Source organism: Paraburkholderia sp. UCT70 (genome assembly GCF_050434085.1).
Taxonomy (GTDB): Bacteria; Pseudomonadota; Gammaproteobacteria; order Burkholderiales; family Burkholderiaceae; genus Paraburkholderia; species Paraburkholderia tuberum.
In genome coordinates this window covers 2,092,740-2,105,656 of record NZ_JBNPVZ010000002.1, presented here as the reverse complement: position 1 = coordinate 2,105,656, position 12,917 = coordinate 2,092,740, and the positions used below count along the sequence as shown (strand labels likewise).

Genomic DNA, 12,917 nt, shown 5'->3' with positions numbered 1-12,917 from the left:
TTTGTGATTCTGCCGGCAGCCGGGAGAGCGGGCCGGTGGGAGGAGGCCGGGGCCGCGAACTGTCGCGGCGGGCTGGCGGGAACATCAGCTTGACTGATTGTCAGTCCCGCTTGTCATCCCTGATTGCCAGCCCTGAATCCTAACGCAATAAAGGGTTCCATATCGCGCCCGCATGCAGCGCGTCGCACCGCCGCGCCGCCGCCCGAGCGTCAGTCCTTCCCCGCGTACTCCTTGTCCAGCCGGTCATACAGCGGCTTGTTGACGAGCCGCTGGCGCTCGCTGAACGGCGCGACGATCGTCGCGTCCTCGTCGAGGCGGCCGTTGCTTTGCAGCCTGCCGAGCGCGCGCTGCATGCCGAGCACCGCGCCCTGCAGCGCCGCATTCGCGTACAGCACGATGCCGTAGCCGAGCTTCGCGAGCGCGTCGCGTGACTGCACCGGCGTCTTGCCGCCGATCACGATGTTGATCAGCTGCGGCACATTGAACAGTCCCGGCAGACGCTCGATGTCGGTGAGCGATTCGGTCGCCTCGATGAACAGGATGTCGGCGCCCGCCTCGATGAAGCGATGACCCCGCTCGATCGCGTCCTCGATGCCGTGGACCGCGGCCGCGTCGGTACGCGCCATGATCTGCAGGTTCGCGTCTTCGCGCGCGTCGACAGCCGCGCGGATCTTGCCGACCATCTCGCTCGCCGCGACAACTTCCTTGCCCGAGAAGTGGCCGCATTTTTTCGGCATCACCTGATCTTCGAACTGGATCACGTCGGCGCCGCTGCGCTCCAGCACGCGCACGGTCTGGCGCACGTTCAGCGCGTTGCCGAAGCCGGTGTCGGCATCGACGATCAGCGGCAGCGCGACCGCGTCGCGGATGCGCGCGGTGTGCTCGGCGACTTCGGCAAGGCCGATGAAGCCGAGGTCGGGTAGACCGAGCGACATGTTGGTGACGCCCGCGCCGGTGATGTAGACCGCCTCGAAGCCGGCGTCCTCGATCACGCGCGCGCTCATCGCGTTGAACGCGCCGGGCACGAGCAGGCCCTGACGCTGATTGACCTTGGCGCGGAACGCGGCGCGGCGGGTGGCGGAAGTGGTGGTCATGATGCAGGTCTCCAGAAGGGAAAATCGGTAATGGAACGCGGCCGACATTCTGCAGGAAGCGTGCCATTGAACGGCAGTTCGCCGGTCGTGCCGCTGGAACAAGGGTTTGCGCGATATGAACTTCTGCCTGGACGTTCATGGCACAATGGGTGGAACGTTTCATGAAACGTTTCGAGGAACGTTTCAATCAAGGAGAGCCGCGTGTCCACGTTCACCCCGTTTGTCGCGAATCCGAGCCCCGCCGTCGATGCCGGGCGGCCCGGTGTCGCACTCGTCAGTATTAGCCGACTGCAGTCGCTTTGCGAGACGGTGACGCCGCGCTACGCGGGCCGGGCGAAGTTCTTCACGGTGCGGGAGGGCTACGGCGCGGCCGTCGCCGCGTTGCAGGCTTACGTGGACGCAGGTTCGGTCGACGTCGTACTGTCCGCCGGCTCGAACGGCGCGTACCTGCGCGAGAACCTCAGCGTGCCGGTGGTAATGGTCAAGGTGAATGGCTTCGACGTGTTGAGCGCGATCACGCGCGCGACGGCCACATGGCCGCAGGCGCGCATCGGGCTCGTGCTGCACGAAGCAATCGCGCAGGAGCTGGCCGACCTGAGCCCGCTCTTGAACGTCGATCTGCGGCAGCGCGCGTATCGATCGATCGACGAAGTGCGGCTCGCAGTCGATGAACTCGCCGCGCAGGGCTGCCGCGTGGTGGTCGGCGCTGGCATGGCCTGCGATCTGGCGCAGCAGGCCGGCATGGAAAGCGTGTTCCTGTATTCGCTTGCCGCGGTCGAGGAAGCGTTCGAGCGCTCGGTCGAACTGGCGCGGGTGAGCCGCCAGAAGGAATCGAAGCGGGTGCGCCTGAACACGATCGTCGCGCATCTGCGCGACGGCGTCGCCGCGTTCGACGAAGCCGCCCAGCTCGAAGCCGTCAACCCGGCAATGCTCGAACTGCTCGGTCTAGGCGCCGCGCAGGCGGTCCCAAACGACGACGAGGACACCCCCGCACGAGTGGCGCGCGCGCTCGCGCCGCTGCTGCGCGAGACGCGCGCCGCCGACCAGCCGGTCGACGAACGCATCGAACAGATCGGCGGCCGCGCGCTGATCGTCGGCTGTGTGCCGATCGTCGAGCAGGGCGCGCGCGCCGGTTTCGTCGTGACGGCGCAGGACGCGCTCGTTGCGCAGCGGATCGACCGTTCGCTGCGCACGAGCCAGCGGCCGAGGCATCTGGTCGCGCGGCACCGGCTCGACGATCTGATCGGCGCTTCGGCGGCGCTCGATCGCGTGCGCCGGCTCGCGCGCGCCGGCGCCGCGCACGACGCGACCGTGCTCCTGAGCGGCGAAAGCGGCACCGGCAAGGAACTGGTCGCACAGGGCATCCACAACGCGAGCCGGCGGCGCGGCAATCCGTTCGTCGCGTTCAACTGCGCGGCGCTGCCCGAGGGACTGATCGAAAGCGAACTTTTCGGGCACGAGGAAGGGGCGTTCACGGGCGCGCGGCGCGGCGGCAAGCCAGGGTTGTTTGAAATCGCGCACACCGGCACTATTTTTCTCGATGAGATCGGCGAAATGCCGGCCGCGCTGCAAAGCCGGCTATTGCGCGTGCTGCAGGAGCGCGAGGTGATGAAGCTCGGCGCGGGCCGCGCGACGCCGGTCGACGTGAGGGTGATCGCTGCGACGCACCGCGATCTCCACGCGCTCGTCGAGGAGGGCGCGTTTCGCGCGGACCTGTATTTCAGATTAAATCTGCTTCAGATAAAATTGCCGCCGCTGCGCGAACGCCGTGCCGATATCGCGCCGCTGGCGCGGCACCTGTTGGAGCGCAGCGCGCTGCAGTACGGCTTGTCGGCGGCGGGGCTCGAGCGGGTGCTCGTGTTTCTCGCCCCGCTTTTTGCGGATTACGCGTGGCCCGGTAACGTCCGTGAACTGGAAAATCTCCTGGCCCGCGCGGCGATTTATATCGGTGACCCGACCAACGAGATGTCCGGGAACCTGACTGCCGACGCGTTGCCAGACTGGCAGGCCGTGTTTCCCGAGTTCTTCCGGATGAGGGCAGTTGAGGTCGAGCAGATCACACAGGCGCCTCAGGGCCCTGCGCCCGGGAGTGCGGCGCCCCGCGCCACCCCCAGCCGTGAGGACGCGCTGCGCGCCCTCGAACAATCCGGCGGCAATCGCGCCGCCGCGAGCCGCGCGCTCGGCATCGGCCGAACCACGCTGTGGCGGCTTCTGAAGGGCTGAAACGCCCGGCAAATCGTCCGATAGTCTCGACCGACGAAATGAATAGTGCAAGGCTATCGAACTCATTAACACAATCCACTTTACCTATTAAGCGCAGTCTGACATACTGACTCCACTTTCCAACCCCTCAAAGAGAGGATTCAGCAAATGCCGATCATCAACAGTCAAGTCAAACCGTTCAAAGCACAGGCTTTTCACAACGGCGATTTCCAGACCGTCACTGAAGAAAGCCTGAAGGGCAAGTGGTCGGTTTTCGTGTTCTACCCGGCCGACTTCACGTTCGTGTGCCCGACCGAACTCGGTGACCTGGCCGATCGTTATGAAGATTTCAAGAAGCTGGGCGTGGAAATCTACAGCGTGTCGACCGATACTCACTTCACGCACAAGGCCTGGCACGACACGTCGGATACGATCCGCAAGATCAAGTACCCGATGCTGGCTGACCCGACGCTCGCTATCTCGCGCAACTTCGACGTGCTGATCGAAGAAGAAGGCCTCGCGCTGCGTGGCACATTCGTGATCAACCCGGAAGGCGAGATCAAGCTGTGCGAAATCCACGACAACGGCATCGGCCGTGACGCTGGCGAACTGCTGCGCAAGGTTCAGGCTGCTCAGTACATCGCAAAGCACCCGGGCGAAGTGTGCCCCGCCAAGTGGACGCCGGGCGCGGAAACGCTGACCCCGTCGCTCGACCTGATCGGCAAGATCTAAGGTCCGCGCAGCTCACGCTGCACCCGCAGTCTGCATCTGCCGGGATCTTCCCGGCGCTTCACCGCGCGAATCGCCTGATACGGCGCTTCGCGCGTCCCCGGGTCCAACACGTCCTATCCGGATGCGTGCGGCGCCGGGACACCCACACCCCTCGTCACGGAATCGCAACGCCATGCTTGACGCCAACCTCAAGACTCAACTGAAGTCGTACCTCGAAAAAGTTAGCAGGCCTATCGAGCTCGTCGCGTCGATCGACGACAGCGCGAAGTCCCAGGAGCTGCTGGCCCTGCTGAACGACATCGCGACCTTGTCGGAGCGCGTCACGTTGATCGAGCGTCGCGGCGACGACGAACGCAAGCCGTCGTTCTCGATTGGTGAAGCGGGCAAGGAAACCGGCATCCGTTTCGCCGGCATTCCGATGGGGCATGAATTCACGTCGCTCGTCCTCGCACTGCTGCAGGTCGGCGGCCACCCGGTCAAACTCGACGATGCGGTGATCGAACAGATCCGCAGCCTCGACGGCGACTATCAATTCGAAACGTATTTCTCGCTGTCGTGCCAGAACTGCCCGGAAGTCGTGCAGGCGCTTAACGTGATGGCGTTGATCAATCCGCGCATCCGTCACGTCGCGATCGACGGCGCGCTGTTCCAGAACGAAGTCGACGCGCGCCAGATCATGGCGGTACCGACGATGTTCCTGAACGGCGAAACCTTCGGCCAGGGCCGTAGCGGCGTGAAGGAAATCCTCGCGAAGCTCGACACCAACGCCGGTGCGCGCGCCGCGAAGCAACTGGAGAATAAGCCGGTGTTCGACACCCTGATCGTCGGCGGCGGCCCGGCGGGCGCGGCGGCGGCGATCTACTCGGCGCGCAAGGGCATTGCGACCGGTGTCGTGGCCGAGCGCTTCGGTGGCCAGGTGCTCGATACGCTGGCGATCGAGAACTTCGTCTCCGTGACCGAAACCGAAGGACCGAAGTTCGCGACCGCGCTCGAACAGCACGTGAAGGCCTATGACGTCGACATCATGGACGTGCAGCGCGCCGAAGCGCTGATTCCGGGGCGCATCATCGAAGTACGTCTGGCCAACGGCGCGGTGCTGAAGGCGAAGACGATCATCCTGGCGACCGGTGCGCGCTGGCGCGAAATCAACGTACCGGGCGAGCGCGAGTATCGCAATCATGGCGTCGCGTACTGCCCGCACTGCGATGGCCCCTTGTTCAAGGGCAAGCGCGTCGCGGTGATCGGCGGCGGCAACTCGGGCGTCGAAGCGGCGATCGACCTCGCGGGTCTCGTGCGCGAAGTGACGCTGCTCGAATTCGGCGCGACGCTGCGTGCCGACGAGGTGCTGCAACGCAAGCTGCGCAGCCTGCCGAACGTGACGGTCGTCACGCAGGCGCAGACCACGGAAATCACCGGCGACGGCAATAAGGTCAACGGTCTGGTCTACAAGAACCTCGCTTCGGGCGAAGTGAAGACGGTCGAACTCGAAGGCGTGTTCGTGCAGATCGGTCTCGTGCCGAACACCGAATGGCTGAAGGGCACGGTCGAGTTGTCGAAGCATGGCGAGATCGTCGTCGATGCGCGCGGCGCGACGTCGGTGCCAGGCGTGTTCGCCGCCGGCGACGTGACCACGGTGCCGTTCAAGCAGATCGTGATCGCGGTGGGCGAGGGCGCGAAGGCATCGCTGTCCGCATTCGATCACCTGATCCGCAACAGCGAAGAAGTCGCGGCGGTCAGCGAAGCGGAAGCGGAAGCCGAAGCAGCGGTTTGATCCGGTAGATCAGAGAGGCAAACGGCGGCCCGCGGGCCGCCGTTTCAGTTTGCGCATGCAACGAGGCCCGCATTCGTGCGGGCCTTTTTCGTGTGCGCCCAGCATGGGCGCACTCCTGGAGGTGCAAGTCCTCCCATAAGCTGACCACAGCGAATGAAGTGAAGCGCAACTGCGTAAGGGTGACCGAGCGTGGGGAGGAAGCGTGGAGCAAAGCCGTGAGCCGATGGACAAGAACCGGATATGAGGCGGCACCGATCAGGGCGAGCGGGCACGAATCTGCGAAGCTCTTGTGGTCAAGGATTGGTGCCGTAAATCCGGCGGTTGTGCGGTGAAGGAGTGCGTTCTTACCTGGGGAGATCTCGCCTCATGCCTGAAAGGGCAACGGTGTCGAACCGGAGCGAGAAGTCAGCCGAGGTCGTAGTAGTCACAGGACAGGTCGGCAAGGCTGAAGCTGGTGACGAAGGACCGAACGGGAAGGAGTGTTCAGGGATATGCCGATGCGGCAGGCAATGCGTCAGATGCCCGTGCAAACGGGGCGAGCGGGAGCAGCGCGTGGTGAAGCTGCGCATGTACCTGTGAGCGACGAAGCCGGCTGCCCGCGGCATGAACCCGGGAGCACAGGGTCAGCGTTGCTGGAAGCGGCGTTGACGAGAGAGAACCTGAAGCGGGCGTTCAAACGGGTGCGGGCCAACAAAGGAGCCGCTGGGGTGGATGGTCTGGGCGTTGACCAGACTGCGCGCCATCTGGTGACGGCGTGGCCAGCGATTCGTGAACAACTGCTGAAGGGGACGTACCGGCCCAGCCCGGTACGGCGGGTGACGATTCCGAAGCCGGACGGAGGCGAGCGCGAGCTTGGTATCCCGACGGTAACGGACCGGTTGATCCAGCAGGCTCTGCTGCAGGTGCTGCAGCCGGTTCTGGATCCCACCTTCAGCGAGCATAGCTACGGCTTCCGGCCCGGACGGCGTGCACACGATGCGGTGCTTGCCGCGCAGTCGTACGTGCAGTCAGGCCGGCGAATCGTGGTGGACGTTGACCTGGAGAAGTTCTTCGACCGGGTCAACCACGACATCCTGATCGACCGCCTACAGAAACGCATTGGAGACGCTGGTGTAATCCGGCTGATCAGGGCGTATCTGAACAGCGGCATCATGGATGATGGAGTGGTTCAGCAGCGAGCCCAGGGCACGCCGCAAGGCGGGCCGCTATCGCCGCTGCTGGCCAACGTGTTGCTGGATGAGGTGGACAAGGAACTGGAGCGGCGGGGCCACTGCTTTGCGCGCTACGCCGACGATGCGAACGTGTATGTTCGTAGCCGCCGCGCGGGCGAACGGGTAATGGTGCTGCTGCGACGTCTGTATGGGCGATTGCGCCTGAAGGTCAACGAGACCAAAAGTGCGGTCGCGAGTGTGTTCGGTCGCAAGTTCCTGGGTTACAGCTTATGGGTGGCTCCAGGCGGTGTGGTCAAGCGCAAGGTGGCGGCCAAACCGCTGCTGGCGTTCAGGCACCGCATTCGTGAACTGACCCGCCGATCTGGCGGGCGCAGCATGAAGGACGTGGTGGCACGGTTGCGGACTTATGTGCAGGGCTGGAGGGCATACTTCCGGTTGGCGCAAACCCCCAGAGTCTGGCGTGAGCTGGATGAGTGGCTGCGCCACCGACTACGCGCCATCCAGCTTAAGCATTGGCGCCGTGGCTCAACCATCTACCGGGAACTGCGCGCGCTGGGCGCGTCATGCTCTGTGGCACAACAGGTGGCGGCGAACAGTCGCCGCTGGTGGTGCAACAGCGGCAAGCTCCTCAACAGCGTGCTGACCATCACTTACTTCGATCAGCTGGGTGTGCCCCGACTCTCCTAACCTCAACTTCCCGAACCGCCCGGTGCGGACCCGCATGCCGGGTGGTGTGGCAGGGGCGCAGCCTCAGGCTGCCCCCTATGCCGATTAAAGCACGGGAATCGGTATCACCGCCGGTCGAACGAATACTTGCCGGCGCCGGTCACGCACAACAGCAGCAACCCGCCTATGATGCCGATGTTCTTGTAGAAATGAATCATATTGTCGTACTGCATCGCGCCCGTCATGTTCCAGTAGTGATGGCCGATGATTGCGGTGCCGAGCGTATACACCGCAAGCAGCAGCGCCAGCGGTCGCGTGAAAAATCCCACTAACAGCGCGACGCCCACCACAAGCTCCATCACCACCGCGATAACAGCCGACAACGCCGGCACGGGCGCGCCGGTCGACGTCATATAAGCGACGGTGCCGGCAAAGCCGGTCAGCTTCGACCAGCCGAACATCACGAACAGCACCATCAGCAGGATTCGAGCGACGAGAACGACGACGTCTTTCTGGTTTTCAAACAGTGTGTAGCGCATGATTTTTCCCGATAGGGTAGAGGGATGAAGCTCGCTGGAAATCGTCGTCCAGCGAGCCGCGTTCAGGTTTGAGTCAATCGCGGCGCAAGCGGAGCGCTTATGCCCACAACGCCGAGGTTTCGATATTACGCAGGTCGAACACGAGCACTTCCGCATCGCGGCCCTGCGTGAACGTCAGCGCTTCTTCACCCCGCACCCGCGCGCCGTCACCCTCGCCAAGCTCGACGCCATTCACCGTGACGCTGCCACGCGCCACCTGAACATATGCATAGCGGTCCTTCGCGAGTTCGAGCCGCGCGGTTTCCTCGCCGTTGAACAGCCCGGCATACACGCGCGCATCCTGTTGCAACTGCAGCGAACCGTTCGCACCGTCCGGCGACAGCACGAGCCGCAGCACACCGCGCTTGTCGGCCGCGCCAAAGTGCTGTTGCTGATAGCGCGGCTTCGTGCCTTGCTGGGCCGGCGCGATCCAGATCTGCAGAAAGTGCACCGGCTCGCTCTTCGAATGGTTGTATTCGCTGTGCGCCACACCGGTACCCGCGCTCATCAACTGGATGTCGCCCGGCACGATCACCGAGCCCGTGCCCATCGTGTCCTTGTGTTCGAGCGCGCCTTCGAGCACGTACGAAAAGATCTCCATGTCGCGATGCGGATGCTTGCCGAAGCCCTGCGCCGACGCCACACGGTCGTCGTTGATCACGAGCAGGTCGGAGAAGCCGTTCTGCTTCGGATCGTGATAGTGCGCGAACGAAAACGTATGACGCGAGCTGAGCCAGCCGTGTTCCGCGCGGCCACGTTGGTTGGCGTGTCTGATTTCGAGCATGCTGTTTTCTCCTTCAGTTTTGTCGTGTGATCCGGGCCAGATGTTTGGCTGCGATCCATGAACGACAGTGTAGGTCAATCCAGATGGTTATAATCATGGTAAAACCGGAAACACTGTCGCACTGGAGTGGACAATACGATGCAACTCGATGACATGCGCATCTTCGTCGCAACCGTCGACGCCCACAATTTCACCGCCGCGGCGAACCGGCTGTCGCTGTCGAAACAGTTCGTGAGCCGCCGTGTGATGGCGCTCGAGGAAGCGCTCGGTGTGCAACTGCTGATCCGCAACACGCGCAAGCTGGCGGTGACCGATCTGGGTCAGGAGTTCTACGAGCGCGCGAAGCGCATCCTCGGCGAGGTCGAGGACGCCGAGCAGGCCATGTCGCTGCGCCGCGCCGGGCCGCGCGGGCTGCTACGCGTGAGCGCGCCGATGTCGTTCGGCATGATGCATCTGTCGCCGCTCGTCGCGGCGTTTCTGCGCGAGCATCGCGACGTGCGCTTCGACATGGAACTGAGCGACCGCGCCGTCGATGTGGTCGGGGAAGGCTTCGATATGGCGATCCGTATCGGCACGCTGGCGGATTCGTCGCTGATCGCGCAAAAGCTGATCGATGTGAAGATGGTCGCGTGCTGCAGCCCCGGTTATCTGCGCCGGCGTGGCAGCCCGGCCGTGCCTGGCGATCTCGCGAACCACGAATGTCTGCTGTACGGCCACGGCGGCGTGGTGAGCTGGGACTTCAGCGTCGAGGGCGTGGTGAAGAGCATCGAGGTGCGCGGGCCGTTACGCGCCAATAACGGCGATCTGATTCGCGATGCGGCCGTCGCGGGGCTTGGAATCGTTCGGCTGCCGGATTTCATCGTCGCCGATGCGCTCGCAAGCGGACAACTCGTGCCCGTGCTCGAAGCGTTCCTGCCGTCGGCGACGGGCGTCTATGCCGTGTATCCGCAGCATCGGCAAAGCTCGGTCACGATCCGGGCATTCGTCGAGTTTCTGCGCAGGCATCTGAGGAAGAAGCTCGCGACCGAACCGCGGACGCCCGTCGGCTAAATCCCCTAGACCGCATCAACCGTTGCGGAAGATAAAGCTGTACGCGCTCAACGCCGGCACGCCGCCCAGGTGCGCATAAAGTACGCGCGAGCCGGCCGGAAATTCGCCGTTACGCACCTTGTCGATCATGCCGTGCATCGACTTACCTTCGTACACCGGATCGGTCAGCATGCCTTCGAGCCGCGCGCACAGACGGATCGCCTCGAGCGTGCCGTCGTTCGGCAGACCGTATTCCGGGCCGCCGTAGCGCTCGTCGAGCACGATGTCCTTCGCGGTGATGTCGCGGCCCAGCTCGACGCTCTCGGCGGTCCGCTTCGCGATGCGCGTGATCTGCTCGCGTGTCTGCGCCGGTTTCGCCGATGCGTCGATGCCGATCACCCGATCGGCACGGCCGTCGGCGGCGAAACCGACGACCATGCCAGCCTGCGTGCTACCCGTCACCGAGCACACGACGATGTAGTCGAACTTGAAGCCTAGTTCGGCTTCCTGCTGACGCACCTCTTCGGCAAAGCCGACGAAGCCGAGGCCGCCGAGCGGATGGTCCGAGCAGCCGGCCGGAATCGCGTACGGCTTGCCGCCGGCTGCGCGCACGCTGTCGAGCGCGTCTTCCCAGCTCTTGCGAAAGCCGATGTCGAAGCCGTCCGGCACGAGCCGCACGTCGGCGCCCATCATGCGCGACATCTGGATGTTGCCGACGCGGTCGTACACCGCATCCGAGTAGTTGACCCAGTTCTCCTGCACGAGCACGCACTTCAGGCCGAGATGCGCGGCAACCGCCGCGACCTGGCGCGTCTGGTTGGACTGGATGCCGCCGATCGACACGAGCGTGTCGCAGCCCTGCGCGAGCGCGTCGGGGATCAGATATTCGAGCTTGCGGGTCTTGTTGCCGCCGAACGCGAGGCCGCTATTGCAGTCCTCGCGCTTGGCATACAGCTCGACCTTGCCGCCGAGATGCTCGCTCAGACGCTTGAGCGGTTGAATTGGCGTCGGTCCGAAGGTGAGCGGGTAGCGGGGGAATCGTTGCAGGTTCATCGCGGCTCCGTGGTGGGGTGATTTCCATGAGCTCATGTTAGGAAAAACCGCTAGAAATGAGCTTGCGAAAAAAGTCGCTCAGACGTATTTTTCGAAATCAAAGAACATCCGATTTCTAACAAAACTTCGAACATATGGTCATGAGCGCAACGAAAGTTCGTGCTGGAGCGACACCTTCGGGCATCGGCGCGATTCGCCACCCGCTCGATCGCATCGATCGCGCGATCCTGCGGCAGTTGCAAACCGACGCGTCGATTTCGAACGTGGCGCTCGCCGCGAAAGTGAAGCTGAGCGCGCCGGCGTGTTTGCGGCGCGTCGAACGCTTGAAGGAATCGGGGCTGATTCGCGGCGTGGTCGCGCTGCTCGATCCAAAGGCGGCCGGCGCGGGCATGCTCGTGATCATCGGCGTGGTACTGGATCGCTCGACGCCCGAGTCGTTCGCCGAGTTTGAGAAGGCCGCGCAGAAAGTGGCCGGCTGCATGGAGTGCCACGTGGTGACCGGCGAGTTCGACTATTTCATGGTGATCCGCACGCGCGACAGCGACAGCTTCAATCGACTGCACGCCGAGCAGTTGCTGTATCTGCCGGGCGTACGGCAGATCCGCTCATTCATGGTGCTGAAGGAAATCCTGTCGACCACGAAATTTCCGCTGTGAGCCGCGCGGCCGCGCCGCCGGCCGCGAAAGCGCGCATGCTGTCATAAACGCCGCGCCCGCGCGACCAAGCTTCGGCGCACCCGCATGCGGCCGTGGCAGCACTGTGCCAAAGCGGGCGGGCGCCGGCACTTTTCCGGAGCGACCATCATGACTCGCAACAGACCGCAATTCCTTACATCGTTCGGCGGCATCTCGAAACGCTCACGCGCGGCCGTGTTGTCGTTGCTGCTAGGCGCGGCCGCGCTCGCGTTGCCGCTCGCGCAGCGCGTCGCGTTCGCGGCGGAGAGCGCCGTCGTGATCGCGCCGCCCGCGCTCGACGAACCGATCCCGGCCAGCACCGCGCACGAGGAAACCGCGGTGTTCGCGGGTGGCTGCTTCTGGGGCGTCCAGGGGGTGTTCCAGCATGTGCGCGGTGTCACGCGGGCGGTGTCCGGCTACTCGGGCGGCTCACGCGACACCGCGCAGTACGAGACCGTCAGCGGCGGCGAGACGGGGCACGCCGAATCGGTGCAGGTCACGTTCGATCCTGGCAAGGTCACCTACGGCCAGTTGCTGCAGGTGTATTTCTCGGTGGTTCAGGACCCGACCGAGCTGAATCGTCAGGGGCCCGACAGCGGCACGCAATACCGCTCCGCGATCTTTCCGCTGAACGACGCGCAACGGCACGTCGCGCAAGGCTACATTGCGCAGCTCGACAAGTCGCACGTGTTCCCCGCGCCGATCGTCACGAAGACGGAGCCCTACAAGGGCTTCTATCCGGCCGAGTCGTATCACCAGAACTATCTGACCTTGCATCCCGATTCGGCCTACATCGTGTTCAATGACATGCCGAAAATCGCCAACCTGAAACGCCTGTTCCCCAACCTGTATCGCGACAAGCCGGTGCTCGTCGAAGCAGGCCAATAACCCCCTCTGAACGGCGGCGCCAGCGGCGCCGCCGCAGCGCCGGACCGTCTTCGGGTTACGCCTTGGGTCGCGCTCGTCATCAATCTTCCACAGAGTTGGCGCATATCTTGCGGAGCAATGTTCCGTTGGCCATTGTCCACGTCACCGCGGCGTGCAAGGACTGTGTGCAGTGGCCACACGAGCGCGGGGGGCATGCGGGCTCGCCGCGCCTCGTGCGCATCGCGCTGCCCGCTTCATCGATTGGAAAAATTACACGCCGTAAGTAACAGCGCGG

The 12,917-nt window shown here is 64.0% G+C and carries 11 protein-coding genes; 7 read left to right on the top strand and 4 right to left on the bottom strand.

Annotated features, from left to right (window positions below):
• Positions 1-209: 209 nt before the first annotated feature.
• Positions 210-1,094 carry an isocitrate lyase/PEP mutase family protein gene (locus tag OKW41_RS12005; protein ID WP_429572611.1) on the bottom strand — a complete coding sequence of 295 codons (885 nt, stop codon included), beginning with the start codon at positions 1,092-1,094 and terminating at the stop codon, positions 210-212.
• A 201-nt stretch (positions 1,095-1,295) separates the two neighbouring features.
• On the opposite strand from OKW41_RS12005, the gene prpR reads away from it, so the two are divergent.
• The 4 genes from prpR (at position 1,296) to ltrA (ending at position 7,658) form a co-directional block, all read left to right on the top strand.
• Positions 1,296-3,317, top strand: a complete 2,022-nt coding sequence (gene prpR, locus OKW41_RS12000) for a propionate catabolism operon regulatory protein PrpR (RefSeq protein ID WP_429572610.1) — start codon at positions 1,296-1,298, stop codon at positions 3,315-3,317.
• Positions 3,318-3,464: 147 nt separating this feature from the next.
• A complete protein-coding gene (ahpC, locus tag OKW41_RS11995) occupies positions 3,465-4,028 on the top strand; it encodes an alkyl hydroperoxide reductase subunit C (RefSeq protein WP_429443665.1) in 564 nt (187 codons plus the stop codon).
• A gap of 172 nt (positions 4,029-4,200) precedes the next feature.
• Positions 4,201-5,799 (top strand): alkyl hydroperoxide reductase subunit F, encoded by a 1,599-nt coding sequence (gene ahpF, locus OKW41_RS11990; RefSeq protein WP_429572609.1) that lies wholly within the window; start codon positions 4,201-4,203, stop codon positions 5,797-5,799.
• A 491-nt stretch (positions 5,800-6,290) separates the two neighbouring features.
• Positions 6,291-7,658, top strand: coding sequence for a group II intron reverse transcriptase/maturase (ltrA, locus tag OKW41_RS11985; protein WP_187620135.1), 1,368 nt, complete (start codon positions 6,291-6,293; stop codon positions 7,656-7,658).
• Between the two features lie 104 nt (positions 7,659-7,762).
• Here the strand turns inward: ltrA and OKW41_RS11980 are convergent, their stop codons facing one another.
• Positions 7,763-8,176 (bottom strand): DoxX family protein, encoded by a 414-nt coding sequence (locus OKW41_RS11980; protein ID WP_429572608.1) that lies wholly within the window; start codon positions 8,174-8,176, stop codon positions 7,763-7,765.
• 97 nt (positions 8,177-8,273) lie between these two features.
• Positions 8,274-8,999 (bottom strand): pirin family protein, encoded by a 726-nt coding sequence (locus OKW41_RS11975; RefSeq protein WP_429572607.1) that lies wholly within the window; start codon positions 8,997-8,999, stop codon positions 8,274-8,276.
• 138 nt (positions 9,000-9,137) lie between these two features.
• On the opposite strand from OKW41_RS11975, the gene OKW41_RS11970 reads away from it, so the two are divergent.
• Positions 9,138-10,049 (top strand): LysR family transcriptional regulator, encoded by a 912-nt coding sequence (locus tag OKW41_RS11970; RefSeq protein ID WP_429572606.1) that lies wholly within the window; start codon positions 9,138-9,140, stop codon positions 10,047-10,049.
• A 15-nt stretch (positions 10,050-10,064) separates the two neighbouring features.
• Here the strand turns inward: OKW41_RS11970 and OKW41_RS11965 are convergent, their stop codons facing one another.
• Positions 10,065-11,081 carry a 1-aminocyclopropane-1-carboxylate deaminase gene (locus tag OKW41_RS11965; protein ID WP_429572605.1) on the bottom strand — a complete coding sequence of 339 codons (1,017 nt, stop codon included), beginning with the start codon at positions 11,079-11,081 and terminating at the stop codon, positions 10,065-10,067.
• 140 nt (positions 11,082-11,221) lie between these two features.
• Between OKW41_RS11965 and OKW41_RS11960 the strand changes: the two genes are divergently transcribed.
• On the top strand, positions 11,222-11,737 hold the full coding sequence (locus tag OKW41_RS11960) for an Lrp/AsnC family transcriptional regulator (RefSeq protein ID WP_429443659.1): 516 nt from the start codon (positions 11,222-11,224) through the stop codon (positions 11,735-11,737).
• Between the two features lie 147 nt (positions 11,738-11,884).
• A complete protein-coding gene (gene msrA, locus OKW41_RS11955) occupies positions 11,885-12,643 on the top strand; it encodes a peptide-methionine (S)-S-oxide reductase MsrA (protein ID WP_429443658.1) in 759 nt (252 codons plus the stop codon).
• The last annotated feature ends 274 nt before the right edge of the window (positions 12,644-12,917 follow it).